Source organism: Williamsia sp. SKLECPSW1, from assembly GCF_054332755.1.
This window is the reverse complement of the sequence record NZ_JBTGLI010000001.1, coordinates 2,623,727-2,638,136: the sequence shown is the minus strand read 5'-3', so window position 1 is coordinate 2,638,136 and position 14,410 is coordinate 2,623,727. Positions and strand designations below refer to the sequence as shown.

The 14,410-nt window shown below is 69.7% G+C and carries 14 protein-coding genes and 1 pseudogene; 6 read left to right on the top strand and 9 right to left on the bottom strand.

The features are described from left to right. Window positions 1-231: 231 nt before the first annotated feature. The 4 genes from ACXVUM_RS12385 to ACXVUM_RS12370 are packed head-to-tail and all read right to left on the bottom strand — an operon-like array spanning window position 232 to window position 1,807. Window positions 232-663: a molybdenum cofactor biosynthesis protein MoaE gene (locus ACXVUM_RS12385; RefSeq protein WP_458522078.1), complete on the bottom strand. Its 432-nt coding sequence runs from the start codon at window positions 661-663 to the stop codon at window positions 232-234. After that, entirely contained in the window at window positions 660-1,133 is a 474-nt protein-coding gene (locus ACXVUM_RS12380) for a molybdenum cofactor synthesis domain-containing protein (RefSeq protein ID WP_458522077.1), read from the bottom strand. The genes ACXVUM_RS12385 and ACXVUM_RS12380 overlap by 4 nt, the downstream gene beginning before the upstream one ends. Beyond that, window positions 1,126-1,554, bottom strand: a complete 429-nt coding sequence (moaC, locus tag ACXVUM_RS12375) for a cyclic pyranopterin monophosphate synthase MoaC (RefSeq protein WP_458522864.1) — start codon at window positions 1,552-1,554, stop codon at window positions 1,126-1,128. Before moaC ends, ACXVUM_RS12380 begins: the two co-directional genes overlap by 8 nt. A 58-nt stretch (window positions 1,555-1,612) precedes the next feature. After that, entirely contained in the window at window positions 1,613-1,807 is a 195-nt protein-coding gene (locus ACXVUM_RS12370) for a hypothetical protein (RefSeq protein WP_458522076.1), read from the bottom strand. 42 nt (window positions 1,808-1,849) lie between these two features. Here ACXVUM_RS12370 and ACXVUM_RS12365 point away from each other — a divergent pair, with 42 nt between their 5' ends. Then, window positions 1,850-4,261: a helicase-associated domain-containing protein gene (locus ACXVUM_RS12365; RefSeq protein WP_458522075.1), complete on the top strand. Its 2,412-nt coding sequence runs from the start codon at window positions 1,850-1,852 to the stop codon at window positions 4,259-4,261. Between the two features lie 15 nt (window positions 4,262-4,276). Here ACXVUM_RS12365 and ACXVUM_RS12360 read toward each other — a convergent pair whose 3' ends face one another. Both ACXVUM_RS12360 and ACXVUM_RS12355 read right to left on the bottom strand, forming a co-directional pair. Beyond that, window positions 4,277-4,633: a hypothetical protein gene (locus ACXVUM_RS12360; protein WP_458522074.1), complete on the bottom strand. Its 357-nt coding sequence runs from the start codon at window positions 4,631-4,633 to the stop codon at window positions 4,277-4,279. After that, a complete protein-coding gene (locus ACXVUM_RS12355; protein ID WP_458522073.1) occupies window positions 4,630-5,811 on the bottom strand; it encodes an ATP/GTP-binding protein in 1,182 nt (393 codons plus the stop codon). Before ACXVUM_RS12355 ends, ACXVUM_RS12360 begins: the two co-directional genes overlap by 4 nt. Window positions 5,812-6,173: 362 nt before the next feature. Here ACXVUM_RS12355 and ACXVUM_RS12350 point away from each other — a divergent pair, with 362 nt between their 5' ends. After that, entirely contained in the window at window positions 6,174-7,829 is a 1,656-nt protein-coding gene (locus ACXVUM_RS12350; RefSeq protein WP_458522072.1) for a DNA repair helicase XPB, read from the top strand. Window positions 7,830-7,835: 6 nt separating this feature from the next. On the opposite strand, the gene ACXVUM_RS12345 is transcribed toward ACXVUM_RS12350, so the two are convergent. Together ACXVUM_RS12345 and ACXVUM_RS12340 are read right to left on the bottom strand one after the other, a co-directional pair. After that, window positions 7,836-8,771 (bottom strand): LppU/SCO3897 family protein, encoded by a 936-nt coding sequence (locus ACXVUM_RS12345; protein WP_458522071.1) that lies wholly within the window; start codon window positions 8,769-8,771, stop codon window positions 7,836-7,838. Between the two features lie 31 nt (window positions 8,772-8,802). Further along, entirely contained in the window at window positions 8,803-9,393 is a 591-nt protein-coding gene (locus tag ACXVUM_RS12340; protein ID WP_458522070.1) for a hypothetical protein, read from the bottom strand. 52 nt (window positions 9,394-9,445) lie between these two features. Here ACXVUM_RS12340 and ACXVUM_RS12335 point away from each other — a divergent pair, with 52 nt between their 5' ends. Together ACXVUM_RS12335 and ACXVUM_RS12330 are read left to right on the top strand one after the other, a co-directional pair. After that, on the top strand, window positions 9,446-10,606 hold the full coding sequence (locus ACXVUM_RS12335) for a pyridoxal phosphate-dependent aminotransferase (RefSeq protein WP_458522069.1): 1,161 nt from the start codon (window positions 9,446-9,448) through the stop codon (window positions 10,604-10,606). Between the two features lie 162 nt (window positions 10,607-10,768). Next, window positions 10,769-11,402 (top strand): annotated as a pseudogene (locus tag ACXVUM_RS12330) (alpha-ketoglutarate-dependent dioxygenase AlkB). A gap of 9 nt (window positions 11,403-11,411) precedes the next feature. Here ACXVUM_RS12330 and ACXVUM_RS12325 read toward each other — a convergent pair. Further along, window positions 11,412-12,293 (bottom strand): oxidoreductase, encoded by an 882-nt coding sequence (locus ACXVUM_RS12325; RefSeq protein WP_458522863.1) that lies wholly within the window; start codon window positions 12,291-12,293, stop codon window positions 11,412-11,414. A 76-nt stretch (window positions 12,294-12,369) separates the two neighbouring features. On the opposite strand from ACXVUM_RS12325, the gene ACXVUM_RS12320 reads away from it, so the two are divergent. Together ACXVUM_RS12320 and ACXVUM_RS12315 are read left to right on the top strand one after the other, a co-directional pair. Then, window positions 12,370-13,326 (top strand): threo-3-hydroxy-L-aspartate ammonia-lyase, encoded by a 957-nt coding sequence (locus ACXVUM_RS12320; RefSeq protein WP_458522068.1) that lies wholly within the window; start codon window positions 12,370-12,372, stop codon window positions 13,324-13,326. A 42-nt stretch (window positions 13,327-13,368) separates the two neighbouring features. Then, on the top strand, window positions 13,369-14,388 hold the full coding sequence (locus ACXVUM_RS12315) for an LLM class flavin-dependent oxidoreductase (RefSeq protein WP_458522067.1): 1,020 nt from the start codon (window positions 13,369-13,371) through the stop codon (window positions 14,386-14,388). Window positions 14,389-14,410: the final 22 nt, after the last annotated feature.

Below are 14,410 nucleotides of genomic sequence, written 5' to 3'. Positions count from 1 at the left end.
GTCCTTTTCCATTCCCGTCTGATTCCCATTCCATTCCCGCGCCTCCGCGCACCCACCCGTCGAGTGGGCGCTACCAGACGTCGAGTGGGCGCTTCCGGACGTCGAGTGGGCGCTTCCGGCACGCGAACCCGGTCACACTGCCCGGTCGACGTCCGGAGCCGCCCAACCGACGTCCGGAGCCGCCCACTCGACGAGGTGGACGAGCCGTGCGGCGGCCGCGGGGATCCCGGATCAGGCCGAGCCGACCCATTCGTCGGTGCCGTCGGCGAAATGCTGGTGTTTCCAGACCGGCAGGGCGGCCTTCACGTCGTCGACGAGACGCGAGCACGTCTCGAACGCCGCCCGACGATGGTCCGCCGCGACAGCCACGACGAACGCGACGTCGCCGATCGCGAGATCACCGACGCGGTGGGACACCGCGACCGCCCGGACACCCTCGGACTGCGCGGCGACGCCTCCGACCACCTCGGCGAGGACATCCGGCGCGCTCGGATGGGCCGTGTAGTGCAGTGCGCGCACCGAGCGCGCGCTGTCGTGGTCGCGGACGGCCCCGGTGAAGCAGACGACGGCTCCGGCGGAGTCGTCGGCCACGAGTCGCTGGTGCTCGTCGGGATCCAGGATCTCGTCGGTGACGACGGTCCGCACGACGCGGGCTCCGGTCATCGGTGGTCGCCGCCGCGGATCTGGTCGACGGCATGGGCCAGGACGGGGTCGAGAACGGCCAGCCCGTCGCGGACACCCCCGGTGGAGCCCGGGAGGTTCACGATCAGCGTCGTCCCCGCGATGCCCGCGACACCCCGGGAGAGCACGGCGGTCGGGACCTGGTCCGAGCCGGCAGCTCGCACCGCATCGGCCAGACCGGGGATCTCGCGGTCCAGAAAGGTACGCGTCTGCTCGGGTGTCACGTCGGTGGGGGTGAGGCCTGTGCCGCCGGTGGTGAGGACGAGGACCGCGCCCGCCTCCAGCGCCGTTCGCAACGATCGGCCGACGGCTTCCCCATCGGCGACGACGTCGACGTGGACGTCGTAGCCGCGCTCGCGCAACCACGACTCGATGATCGGTCCGGTGCGGTCGGGGTAGGTCCCCGACGCGGCGCGTGTCGAGGCGACGACGACGTGGGCGAGGTCAGTCACGCGTCCACCGACCGTGCTTCCCGCCGCGCTTCTCGACGAGGCGGATGTCGGTCATGCTCGCGCGGGGGTCGAGTGCCTTGACCATGTCGTGCAGGGTCAGACCGGCCACGGCGACGGCGGTCAGGGCCTCCATCTCGACACCGGTGCGATCGGCCGTGGCGGCGGTGGCGGTCACCTCGACGGCGTCGTCCCCGACGCGCAGGTCGACGGACACCGACGACAACGCCACCTGGTGGCAGAGAGGAATCAGATCCGGGGTGCGTTTCGCGCCCATGATGGCGGCGATGCGCGCGGTGGCGAGGACGTCACCCTTGGCGACGGAGCCGTCGGCGATGGCCGCGACGACCTCGGGGGTGGTGCGAAAGGTCCCGGCCGCCACCGCGACACGGTCGGTGACGGGCTTGGCGCCGACGTCGACCATGCGGGCGGCGCCGTCGGCGTCGACGTGCGACAGCCGACGAGCCGGGTCGGTCACGGCGTCAGCGATTGACCGTGGTCTTGGCGTGCACGTACGGCAGCTGCTCGACCGGGAGCGGGAACTCGGTCTCCCCGAACGGCGACAGCGCGCCGGAGATGGAGGCCGCGAACTCGGAGACGGCGTGCTCGTGGTCGCCGTCGTCGCTCTGGGGCCACCCGTTGTCGACGTAATGCTTCTTGCTGCTCTTCTCGGCCACGGGCCCATTCTGCCATGCGGGGGTCTCCCTATGATCGTTGAGATGACCTCGTCCGAGCAGGCACGCCGTCCGGCGTCGGTGTCCACGCCGGACGCCCTCGCCGACGACCTCTCCGCCCGCTCCGACGATGCTCTCGTCGCGCTGCTGGCCGCGCGCCCCGATCTGGCGAGCCCGCCGCCCGCGGGTACCGCGGTCCTGGCCCAGCGTGCGCTCGCAGCACCGTCGATCAACCTCGTCGCCGACGACCTGGACCTCCTCGGCGTCGCGGTGCTGGAACAGATCATCCGATTGTGTTCGCGGGCGGCGGGTCGTCGTGGTGACGAGGCGCCCGGCGTCGGGACGACCACCACCGCCGAGGTGCTGTCGGAGCTGGCGGGCCGCGCCGACGAGATCGACATCACGGCACGGATCGGCCTCCTGCGTGACCGCGCCCTGGTGTGGGGACCCGACGACGCGCTGCGGACAGCGGCACACGCCCCCGCCGCGCTGCCCGGTCGTGCACTGCACCTCACCGGTCCGCTCGCCGCACTCGACACCGACGAGTTACGCGCCCGCCTCGACGGCCTCGGTGACCGGGAACGCGAACTCGTCGAGACCCTGGCGCAGGGTTCTCCGCTGGGTCGGACCCGCGACGCGGCGCCCGGTGCGGAGCCGTCTCGCCCGGTCCCCCGACTGCTCGCGCTGGACCTCCTCGCCCGCGTCGACGATCAGACCGTCGAGCTCGCACCCGTCGTCGGCGCACTGGTCCGCGGCGAACGCACCACCGGTCCGCGTGATCTGCGCGAGCCGCCGCTGCAGGCGGCCGGAGGCGCCGTCGCCACGACCGGCCGCCGCGCCGGGGTGAAAGACGTCGACGCCGCCGCCGGGGGCGAGGCGTTGGAACTGCTCCGCCATGTCTCCGACACCCTCGACGTCCTGGGCGCGACCCCGGCGGCCGTGTTGCGGTCGGGCGGACTCGGCGTGCGCGAGCTGCGGCGGATCGCCAAGACCACCGGCCTCGACACCACCCTGCTGTCGTTCGTCGTCGAGGTCACCGCCGCGGCACACCTGATGGACAACGGTTTCCCCGATCCACCGATCGGTGCCGGCGAGGCGGTGTGGGCGCCGACCACCGCCGTCGACACCTGGATCCACCAACCGGCCGAGAAGCGCTGGCAGACAGTGCTCGAGGCGTGGTGGACGATGCCCCGGCGTGCCTGGCTGGTCGGCGAGCCGACCTCGGAGGGATCGGCGACTCCGGCGTTGGCCGGCGACCTCCACGACGTCGCCGCACCGCTCGAACGCCGCATGGTGATCGCTGCGCTCGCCGGCGCCGAGCCGGGGACCGCAGTCGACGTCGACTCACTCATGGAGCTGCTCGCGTGGCGGCATCCGCGCTGGCAGCGGCGCCTGCATCGCAGGTCGGTGGAGGCGACGCTCGACGAGGCGCGGATGGTCGGTGTCGTCGCGCGGGGTGCGTTGTCGTCGGTGGGGCGCGCCCTGCTCGACGTGACGATCGACCGCGATCCCCGGCCGACCGCCCCCGAGTCCGACGTCGACAAGACTCTGCGGCTGGCCATGGTCGCCGCGCTCCCCGAGCCGATCGACTTCTTCCTCACCCAGGCCGACCTCACGATCACGGTGCCGGGACCGCTGACGCCGGAGCTGGCGAACGAGCTGTCGGTGCTCGCCGATCTCGAATCCGGCGGCGCCGCGTCGGTGTACCGCGTCACGGAGGACTCGGTGCGCCGCGCCCTCGACACCGGCCGCACCGGCACGGAGATCACCGGGTTCGTCGCCGCGCACTCCCGGACGCCGGTACCCCAGTCACTGGAGTACCTCGTCGCCGACGTCGCCCGACGCCACGGGCAGCTCCGGGTGGGCGTCGCGTCGTCGTTCGTGCGATGCGAGGACGCGACCACGCTCGCGGCCGTGCTCGCCGCGCCGGTCGCCGAGTCGTTGGCGCTGCGTGCCCTGGCGCCGACGGTCGCGGTGTCCCAGGCGCCGCTGCGTCAGGTTCTCGAGCAGCTTCGCGAGGCCGGATTCGCTCCGGCGGGTGAGGATTCCAGCGGCGCGCTGGTCGACATGCGCGAGCACGGGATCCGGCTGCCCGGTGGTCGGGGTCCGCGGCGCGCACCGACCCGGCGACCCGGCCAGATCGGCCCCGACAGGCTGGCCGCCGTCGTCGAACGCATGCGGTCGCACGATGCCGCGGAGTCGGCGATCCCCGCCCGCGGGTCGTCCTCGGTACGAGCCGGCGGCGGGGAGTCGGCGACAGCCCTGTTGCAGCTCGCCGTGCGTACCGGACGCCGGGTCCGCATCGGATACGTCGACGCGCACGGGTCGGCCAGCCGCCATGTCGTGGTCCCCACGACCGTCGGCGCGGGGCAACTGGTCACCGCAGCGACCGACGGAGACGAGCCCGAGCGCTACTCCCTGCACCGCATCACCTCGGTGGAGTTGCTCGAGAATTAGCGGAACCCTTGCCGGTCAGCCGACCGGCGGGTCCGAAGCGTCCCAGACCTGCGCGTACTTTTCGGACACCAACGGCCACACCGTGTTCAGACCGTCCTCGACAGAATCAACCCTAGCGGCGAGGTCACCGAAGAGGACGAACTCGTGGGGAATGACCCGGCCTGCCGAGTCTCGGCGACCCAGCGGATCCGGAAACCGCAGAGCGACTTGCTCGCCGTGCCGACGCCACGTAGCGGGCTCGTCGCCGAGGTCCGCCAAAGCGCGTTCGTAGTCAGGGAGCGGGTCGCTGAGTCCAGCATCGAGCAAAAATCGAAAGCCCCACGCGCGACCCCGAGTCGCCCAGACCATGCTGTCGGTATTGAACACGGTCACTTCGGGTTCCTGATCACCTTGTCGACGACACCCCGCTCAAGGTCCAGTTTGAACTGCGTCAGTGTCGCTCGCAGATAGTCGTGCTGCGCTCGGGCCTGCACGTTCATCGCCTGCAGTTTCGGGCCTGCCAATTTGACTGCCTCCGTAAGGATCGGCAGCGCCTTGGCGGCAACTTTGCCTCCGTTGGGCCACCTCGCCAGAAGCTTTTCGACCGGCACGAACTTGCCCTTGGCCAGAGCAGCGGCCAGAAACTCGGCACCGTCGGCGAGCGTGTCCAGGACCTTCAAGGGGATGTCGAATTTTTCATTCCACTGAACGCGGCGTTCTAGTGGAAGGATCGAGGCCACCGGGAGGATCAGATCGAGACCAACGCGCTGCTTCACGTTTATGTCGAGCGCGCGCGGGCCGTCAGGCTCGGTCTCGAACTTGGCGGACGACAGAAGCATGAAGTCTTCGCCGATAGCCAGCGCCGCGGGGGTGTCGATAAGTTCAGCGAGAGTCGACCGAAGGTGGGCGACATCCTCTGCGGCATTGAGGATGACGAGGTCACGGAAGGTGTCGACGTCCCAGCCAGGCAACAGATCAGCTTTCGACAACGCCAGAATCCACACCCGAGGGAACTCGACGATGGGGCCATCGTTCAGCAAGTCGTCTTTTAGTCGGAGAAGAACATGGCGAAAGTTAAACAGCAACGACTTGAGGTACAGCTGTTCTTCGCCGCGGTGGTCGATCAACTTTTGGGCGTCAACCAAAAGGATTGCGATGTCGGACCTGAGCAGCGAGCGGAAGTGGTCGATGCGTCGTCCGCGTTCCGTTTCATGGCCGGGCTCGGATTCGAACCATTCGCCCGGGTAGTCGTGCCAAACGAGTCTTAGAACATCAATTGGCGACTTCTTCGCTGCGTCGTCGTCTGCACCTTTCAACTTGACCGAGAAAGTAAAGGTCGTGGCTTTGAATCGGGTTTGTGTCGGCACCACTGCTTTGTCCCGCATACCGAGGAAAATCTTGTACAGCAAAGCTCCCTGACCAACGTCGTCGGCGAGCAGATCCCACAGATCGTTCTTGTAGGACCCCTCCTGGGTTGGTCCGAAGAACGACGAAATCAAAACAGTCTTGCCCGACCCGCTCTCGCCGAAGACGGCGATGTGCTGTTCGTGGACCTTCGGGGACTTGGCCATTCCAGGACGCTATACGACGACCTGCGGTGCGGCACCCATCGAGTCATAGCCCTTCCCAAGCGTCCGAGCCGATCGCGGGACCTCCCCTTATTCGTGCATGCGCGAAAATTTGACCCTCGTCCCCACACCGGACGCCGGGTCCGCATCGGATACGTCGACGCGCACGGGTCGGCCAGCCGCCATGTCGTGGTCCCCACGACCGTCGGCGCGGGGCAACTGGTCACCGCAGCGACCGACGGAGACGAGCCCGAGCGCTACTCCCTGCACCGCATCACCTCGGTGGAGTTGCTCGAGAACGAGCACTGACCTGCGAAGACCTGCCGCCGGTCGGGGCAGGTCGTTCTGGTGTGGACAATGGATGGGTGACCGATGGCCCGTTGATCGTCCAGTCCGACAAGACCCTGCTGCTCGAGGTCGACCACCCCCAGGCCGGGGAGGCCCGAGCCGCCATCGCGCCGTTCGCCGAACTCGAGCGCGCGCCCGAGCACGTCCACACCTACCGGGTGACGCCACTGGCCCTGTGGAACGCGCGCGCCGCCGGCCATGACGCCGAGCAGGTCGTCGACGCACTGGTGTCGCATTCGCGCTACGCCGTCCCCCAGCCGCTGCTGATGGACATCGTCGACACGATGGGCCGCTTCGGCCGGCTCCAGCTGGTGAAGAGTCCCGTGCACGGGTTGACGCTCGTCTCCCTCGACCGCGCCGTGCTCGAGGAGGTGATGCGCAACAAGAAGATCGCGCCGATGCTCGGTGCGCGCATCGACGACGACACGATCGTCGTGCACGCCTCGGAGCGTGGTCACATCAAGCAGATGCTGCTCAAGATCGGTTGGCCTGCGGAGGATCTCGCGGGATACGTCGACGGCGAGGCCCACCCGATCGAGCTCGAGCAGGACGACTGGGAGCTGCGCGACTACCAGCAGCTCGCCGCCGACTCGTTCTGGGACGGCGGCTCGGGTGTCGTCGTGCTCCCCTGCGGCGCCGGCAAGACGATGGTCGGTGCGGCCGCGATGGCGAAAGCCGGTGCGACGACGCTGATCATGGTGACCAACACCGTCGCCGGTCGGCAGTGGAAGCGCGAACTGATCGCGCGCACCTCACTCACCGAGGAGGAGATCGGCGAGTACTCCGGTGAGCGCAAGGAGATCCGCCCGGTCACCATCGCGACCTATCAGGTGATGACGCGGAAATCGAAGGGCGAGTACCGGAACCTCGAGCTGTTCGACTCGCGCGACTGGGGTCTGATCATCTACGACGAGGTCCACCTGCTGCCCGCGCCGGTGTTCCGGATGACGGCCGACCTGCAGTCGCGGCGTCGTCTCGGGTTGACGGCCACCCTCGTCCGGGAAGACGGTCGTGAGGGCGACGTGTTCAGCCTCATCGGACCCAAGCGCTACGACGCCCCGTGGAAGGACATCGAGTCGCAGGGCTGGATCGCTCCCGCCGAGTGCATCGAGGTCCGGGTGACGCTGACCGAGAACGAGCGGCTGCAGTACGCGGTGGCCGAGGCGGAGGAGAAGTACAAGCTCTGCTCGACCGCCCACACCAAGGTCAACGTCGTGAAGTCGATCCTGGCCCGCCACGAGGGCTCCCCCACCCTCATCATCGGCGCCTACATCGACCAGCTGGAGGAACTCGGAGAGGCTCTGGGCGCGCCGGTGATCCAGGGGTCGACGAAGAACAAGGACCGCGAGATCCTGTTCGACCAGTTCCGCCGCGGAGAGGTGTCGACGCTGGTGGTCAGCAAGGTCGCGAACTTCTCCATCGACCTGCCGGAGGCGTCGGTCGCGGTCCAGGTGTCGGGGACGTTCGGGTCACGGCAGGAGGAGGCACAGCGGCTCGGCCGCCTGCTGCGTCCGAAGAAGGACGGCGGGCAGGCGCACTTCTACTCGGTGGTCTCCCGCGACACCCTCGACGCCGACTACGCGGCGCACCGTCAACGGTTCCTGGCCGAGCAGGGCTACGCCTACCGCATCACCGACGCCGACGACCTCCTCGGCCCGGCGATCGGCGGCTGATCTCGCTCAGCCGGATGTGACGACGTCGGCGCAGTAGCTCACCGGCTTCGGCCGCTGGTAGCTGAGTTGTTCGCCGGTGCTGCACACGCCGGGTGCCGCCGACTCCACCCGCTGCTGCACCTTGATCACCGTCTTCGACATGGCGAATTCGGTTGCCGAACAGTCGACTTCGTCGAAGTCGGTCACCGAACCGGACTGACCGGGCAGCGTATAGCACTTACCCTGGCGCATGTTGGGGGTCAGACACAGCCGACCCTTGCCGCGTTGGGTGAGGTGCAGGGCGTAGTCGTCGGCGCACTGGGCGGTGGGACCCACCTTCTGCCCCACGTAGAAGCTGAAATCGTCGGCGCTGCAGTTCGCCTTGTGGGGCGTCGCCGCGTCACTGGTGCCCGAGACGGTGATGCACGAGCCCACCGTGGCGTCGTCGATGTCGTTGATCTCGCGGGAGTCGAGGTACACCGCGGCGACGACGACCGCGGCGATCAACACCAGCGACAGCACCGAGGCGACGGCGACCCACTTGATCCAGCGCCGCTTGCGCGGCGGCTCCTCACCCCACGGCGGCGGGCCGACCGGGAACGACGGCGGCGGGCCACCCGGGAACCCCTGCTGCGGCCCACCCGGGTATACGGGACCGCCCGGGTACTGGGGACCGCCCGGGTAGGCGGGTCCTCCGGGGTACTGGGCTCCACCACCCGGGTGCTGAGCTCCACCCGGGTACGCGGGGCCACCCGGATACGGGGATCCGGGGAACTGCCGACCGGCCTCGGGTGTCCCGCCGTACCACGGCGCGCCACCCGGCTGCTGCGGGTAGGGCTGCTGCGGGTACTGCCCCGGCGGCGGGTAGGACGGAGGCTGCGAACCGGGATCCGGGGCACCCTGCGGGCCGTGGTCGTCAGGGGTGCGGCCCTGCGCGTCGGGGCCATCGTGCGGACCGCTCATGCGGTTCACCCTAGCCCTCGGCGGGCGGACGTCAGGGCGACGTCGTCGGCGTCAGACACAGGGCTATCGGGCGCGGATCGGCGGTGCCCCAGCTCAGCTGCCCCGCCGGGCAGTCGATGCCGCTCACGCCGTCCGATCGTCGTGTGACGGCGTAGATCGGGGAGTCCGATGCTCCCGCGACGGTGGAACAGCCCTTGCGCTCGTACCGCGCTGCCCGACGGATCCCGGAACCGTCGTCGGCGACGGGAAGCAGGTAGCAGCGCCCCTGACGAAGGTTCGGTACCAGGCACACGGTCCCACCGTCGCCGAGGTCGACGCGGACGTCGGTGGCCACCGACGCCGCACCCGTGCCCGCCGGACAGGGCGCATCGCCCCGCGGCCGATCGGAGACGTAGAAGGCCACACCGTCGCCCGCGCACCCGACGGCGTCCACGGCGAAAGCCCCGTTGCCGCGGTCGGCGACGACCACGCAGCCGCCGACGGCCACGTCGGCGGAGGTCCGCACCGGCCCCCGCGCCCCGACGACCGCGACCACCGCGATGGCGACGAGCAGCACGACGATCACCCCGACCGCGACGGACAGCGGTCGACCTCGTCGGGGCGCTGCGCGCTGGTCGGTCATCGGGACGACCCTACGACCGGGTGCGGCCCCGGTCCTGTGACAGCCTGGGACGATGAGCACCGTCGCACGACTGGCACCGTTCGCCACCACCGTGTTCGCCGAGATGTCGCAGCTCGCGCTCGCCCACGACGCGATCAACCTCGGGCAGGGCTTCCCCGACACCGACGGGCCGCGATCGCTGCTGGACGCCGCGTGCGCGGCGATCACCTCCGGCGCGAACCAGTACCCGCCCGGCCCCGGTGTCCCCGCCCTGCGACAGGCCGTCGCCGACCAGCAGTCCCGCACCTACGGCCTCGACTACGACCCAGACACCGAGGTGCTCGTCACGGTCGGCGCCACCGAGGGCATCGCCGCGGCGATCGTCGGGCTGGTGGAACCGGGCAGCGAGGTGGTGCTCATCGAGCCGTTCTACGACGCCTACGCGGCCGCGGTCGCCATGGCCGGCGGGTTCCGTCGGTCGGTTCCGCTCGTCGCCGACGGCGACGGGTTCGTCCTCGACCGCGACGCCCTGGCGGCCACGGTGACGGACAAGACCGCCGTGGTCGTCGTCAACAGCCCGCACAACCCGACGGGGTCGATCCTCTCCGACGACGACCTGGCGGCCATCGCCGCCGAGTGCGTCGAGCACGACGTCGTGGTGGTCAGCGACGAGGTGTACGAGTACCTCGTCTTCGACGATCGCGAGCACCGGTCGATCGCGTCGCTGCCCGGGATGCGGGACCGCACGGTCCGGATCTCCAGTGCCGCCAAGACGTTCAACGTGACGGGGTGGAAGGTCGGATGGCTCAGCGGTCCCGCACGCCTGGTCGCGGCCGCGCGGACGGCGAAGCAGTTCATGACGTTCGTGGGCAGCGGGCCGTTCCAGCCTGCCGTAGCGGGCGCACTCGACAGCGAGATCGACTGGGTCGCGGCGAACCGCAAGGACCTGCAGCGCAAACGCGACCTGATCTCGGAGGCGTTGACCGACATCGGATTCGGGGTACACCGCACCGAGGGCACGTTCTTCGTGTGCGCCGACCCGCGCCCGTTGGGCATCAAGGACGGCGAGGCGCTCTGTCGTGAACTGCCTGTGACCCACGGTGTGGCGGCGGTGCCGGTCAGCGCGTTCGTCGATCGCCGCGAGCCCTGGCAGCACCTGATCCGCTTCGCCTTCGCCAAGCGCGACGAGGTCCTGCACGAGGGCATCGAGCGCCTGCGTCGCCTCGCGCGCTGACACATCGCCGTCCGAGCCCTCTCCCGCGACCAGCCCTCCCGCGACCGTCCCCGCTTGCCGCGACCGTCCCCGCTTGCCGCGACCGTCACATCGGTCGCGGCGAGCGGATCGGATCGCGGGAATCGCTCGTACACACGTTCGATCGGCGCGTAGACTTGCCGCATGACCTCCGCAGGCACCCAGGGGTCGTTGTTCGCCGCCGACGACGCCGAGCCGACCGTCACCGCACTCGGGCCGAGCGTCCGCCGTCGGGTACTCACCGCCGGTGCCTGGGTCGACGTCCGACCCGGATTCATCGACGGTGCCAACGCACTCTTCGACCTCCTGCGCGACGAGGTGCCCTGGCGCGCCGAACGCCGTCAGATGTACGACCGTGTCGTCGACGTGCCGCGACTGCTGTGCACGTACCACGAGGATGATCCGCTCCCCCATCCCGTTCTCGACGCCGCCCGCGACGCGCTCACCGAGCACTACCGTGACGAGCTGCCCGAGGGGTTCGCGACAGCCGGGATGTGTTGCTACCGAGACGGATCCGACAGCGTCACCTGGCACGGGGACACGATCGGCCGCGGCAGCACCGAGAACACGATGGTCGCGATCGTCTCCCTGGGCTCGCCCCGCCCACTGATGCTGCGCCCCCGAGGTGGAGGCGCGTCGCTACGGTTCGTGGTCTCGCCACGGCGACCTGCTGGTGATGGGCGGCAGCTGCCAGCGCACCTGGGAGCACGCGGTGCCGAAGGTGACCGGTGTCGGCCCCCGGATCAGCGTGCAGTTCCGGCCGCTCGGGGTGTTCTAGGAGCCCAGCTCAGATGTCGTAGGTGACGCCGGTCAGCTTCTCCGAGGTCAGCCACAGCGCCTGCGCAACGGACTCGTCGCGCGCCTTCGGGAGGGGCTTGGTCATCACGGGGGCGCCGCGCATACCGCCCAGGTTCTTCGGCCCGTAGAAGGCACCCGACGCCGCATCGGGTGAGGTGGCGGCGTACAGCTCCGGGAGCGCACCGTCCGCGGCGGACTGTCCGACGAGCATGTTGCTCACCGCCATCACCCGGTCGTAGATCGACTCCGTGTGCGACTGCAGGTTGGTGCTCGCATAGCCCGGGTGCGCGGCCATCGACGAGATGGTGGAACCCGACCGGCCCAGCCGTCGCGCCAGCTCGAACGCGAAGTGCAGGTTCGCGAGCTTCGACTGGCCGTAGGCGGTCCATCGCCCGTAGCGCCGACGGTCGTAGTTCAGGTCGTCGAGGTCGATCTTCCCGGCAGCGTGCGCGAACGACGACACCGTCACCACCCGGTCGGTGATCTTCGGCAGCAGCAGCCCGGTCAGCGCGAAGTGACCGAGGTGGTTGGTCCCGATCTGCATCTCGAAACCGTCGGCCGTGCGGCCCTTGGGCACCGCCATCACCCCGGCGTTGTTGATGAGGACGTCCAGCGAGTCGACGGTGTCGGCGAACTCCCGCACCGACGACAGGTCGGCGAGGTCGAGGCGGGCCACGGTGGCGTTCGCGCCGATCTCGCGGGCGACGGGTTCGGCCTTCTCCGTCGACCGACAGGCCAGGATCACCGACCCGCCCGCCGCGCCGACGGCCTTGGCCGCCTCGGCTCCGAGGCCGCTGTTGGCACCGGTGATCACGAACGTCCGGCCGGTCTGATCAGGGATGTCGCGCGCGCTCCAGGTCACGGTGTCGATCGTACGTGCGTGGTGTGCACCCGACGGCGCGCTCGTCGGCGGTCACACGCGGAAGCGACGCTCCTATGCTGCGGTCATGACCGCCGACCCGAGCTACGACTCCGTCGCCGCAGCCTCCAGGACCCTGGACGGCGTCGCCCACCGGACGCCGGTGATCACCTCCCGGCTGCTCGATGAGGCTGTCGGTGCGCGGCTGTTCTTCAAGTGCGAGAACCTGCAGCGCACAGGGGCGTTCAAGTTCCGTGGCGCCTACACCGCCGTCTCCCGCCTGTCCCCGGATCGTCGTCGCGCCGGGGTGCTCGCGTATTCGTCGGGCAATCACGCGCAGGCGCTGACCCTCGCGGCCCGCCTGCACGACGTGCCCGCCACCATCGTCATGCCGGATGACGCGCCGGCGGCGAAGGTCGCGGCGACGCGGGGGTACGGCGCGACGATCGTCTCCTACCACCGCTACAGCCAGGACCGGGTCGCCGTCGCCGCGGAGATCGCCGATCGGACCGGCGCATCGGTCGTCCCGCCGTTCGATCACCCCGACGTCATCGCGGGTCAGGGCACCGCCGTGGCCGAGTTGCTCGCCGACGTCGAGGGCCTCGACGTCCTGCTGGTCCCGCTGGGCGGAGGTGGCCTGCTCAGCGGATCACTGCTGTCGAGGAACGCGCTGTCGCCGTCCACCGAGGTCTTCGGCGTCGAACCGGCCGCAGGCGACGACGTGCTGCAGTCGCTGCGGTCGGGTCACATCGTCGAGATCGCCACTCCGCGGACCATCGCCGACGGCGCGCAGACCACCCGGGTCGGCGAGCGCACGTTCCCGATCATCCGCGAGCACGTCACCGACGTCCTCACCGCCGACGACGACGCCCTGCGACACGTCATGGGGTTGCTCGCGACGCGGGCGAAGCTCGTGGTGGAACCGACGGGCGCACTCGGCCTGGCCGCCGCGATCGGGCATCGGGACCGGTTTGCGGGTGCCCGCGTCGGGATCGTGCTCTCCGGGGGCAACGTCGACCCTGCGCTCTTCGCGACCGCGAGCTGAGCCGACTGGAATACAAACGGACCGCGGTCCATTATAGGGACCATGAAGAACATCGGTTTCCTGTCGTTCGGGCACTGGACGCCCTCTCCGCAGTCTCAGACGCGGTCCGCGGCCGATGTGCTCACCCAGTCCATCGAGCTCGCCGTCGCCGCCGAGGAACTCGGCGCGGACGGTGCCTACTTCCGCGTGCACCACTTCGCACGGCAGCTCGCGTCGCCGTTCCCGCTGCTCGCGGCGGTCGGGGCGCGGACGTCGCGCATCGAGATCGGCACCGGCGTCATCGACATGCGCTACGAGAACCCGCTCTACATGGTCGAGGACGCGGGTGCCGCCGACCTGATCTCCGGCGGACGACTGCAGCTCGGCATCAGCCGGGGATCCCCGGAGCAGGTGATCGAGGGATACAAGTACTTCGGGTACGCGCCGGCCGAGGGCGAGACCGACGCGGACATGGCGCGTCGCCACACCGCGGTGTTCCTGCAGGGTCTCGAGGGCCAGGGCTTCGCGCGACCCAACCCGCGCCCGATGTTCCCCAACCCGCCGGGGCTGCTCCGCCTGGAGCCGCACTCGGAGGGTCTGCGCGAGCGGATCTGGTGGGGCGCCGGGACACGCGCGACAGCGGAATGGACTGCGCAGCAGGGGATGAACCTGATGAGTTCGACGCTGCTCACCGAGGACACGGGTGTGCCGTTCCACGAGTTGCAGGCCGAGCAGATCCGCGTCTTCCGCAAGGAGTGGCAGAACGCCGGTCACGCGTTCACGCCGCGGGTCTCGGTGAGCCGCAGCATCTTCGCGATCACCGACGACCGTGACCGCGCGTACTTCGGCAGCGGCGGTGAGGAATCCGATCAGGTGGGCCACATCGACGGCGGCATCGCACGGTTCGGTCGGTCCTACGCCGACGAGCCCGACAAGCTCGTCGAGCAGCTCGCGCAGGACTCCGCGATCGCCGAGGCGGACACGCTGCTGCTGACGGTCCCCAACCAACTCGGCGTCGAGTACAACGCCCACGTCATCGAGTCGATCCTGACCCACGTCGCCCCGGAGCTCGGCTGGCGCTGAGCTGCCTCCCACCCCGTTCGTT

What these genes read in the sequence shown, in the direction of transcription:
- ACXVUM_RS12365 (WP_458522075.1), top strand. Translation starts at nt 1,850, where the DNA reads ATGACCTCGTCCGAGCAGGCACGCCGTCCGGCGTCGGTGTCCACGCCG.
- ACXVUM_RS12335 (WP_458522069.1), top strand. Translation starts at nt 9,446, where the DNA reads ATGAGCACCGTCGCACGACTGGCACCGTTCGCCACCACCGTGTTCGCC.
- ACXVUM_RS12385 (WP_458522078.1), bottom strand. Translation starts at nt 663, where the DNA reads ATGACCGGAGCCCGCGTCGTGCGGACCGTCGTCACCGACGAGATCCTG.
- ACXVUM_RS12355 (WP_458522073.1), bottom strand. Translation starts at nt 5,811, where the DNA reads ATGGCCAAGTCCCCGAAGGTCCACGAACAGCACATCGCCGTCTTCGGC.
- ACXVUM_RS12345 (WP_458522071.1), bottom strand. Translation starts at nt 8,771, where the DNA reads ATGAGCGGTCCGCACGATGGCCCCGACGCGCAGGGCCGCACCCCTGAC.
- moaC (WP_458522864.1), bottom strand. Translation starts at nt 1,554, where the DNA reads ATGGTCGACGTCGGCGCCAAGCCCGTCACCGACCGTGTCGCGGTGGCG.
- ACXVUM_RS12340 (WP_458522070.1), bottom strand. Translation starts at nt 9,393, where the DNA reads ATGACCGACCAGCGCGCAGCGCCCCGACGAGGTCGACCGCTGTCCGTC.
- ACXVUM_RS12320 (WP_458522068.1), top strand. Translation starts at nt 12,370, where the DNA reads ATGACCGCCGACCCGAGCTACGACTCCGTCGCCGCAGCCTCCAGGACC.
- ACXVUM_RS12315 (WP_458522067.1), top strand. Translation starts at nt 13,369, where the DNA reads ATGAAGAACATCGGTTTCCTGTCGTTCGGGCACTGGACGCCCTCTCCG.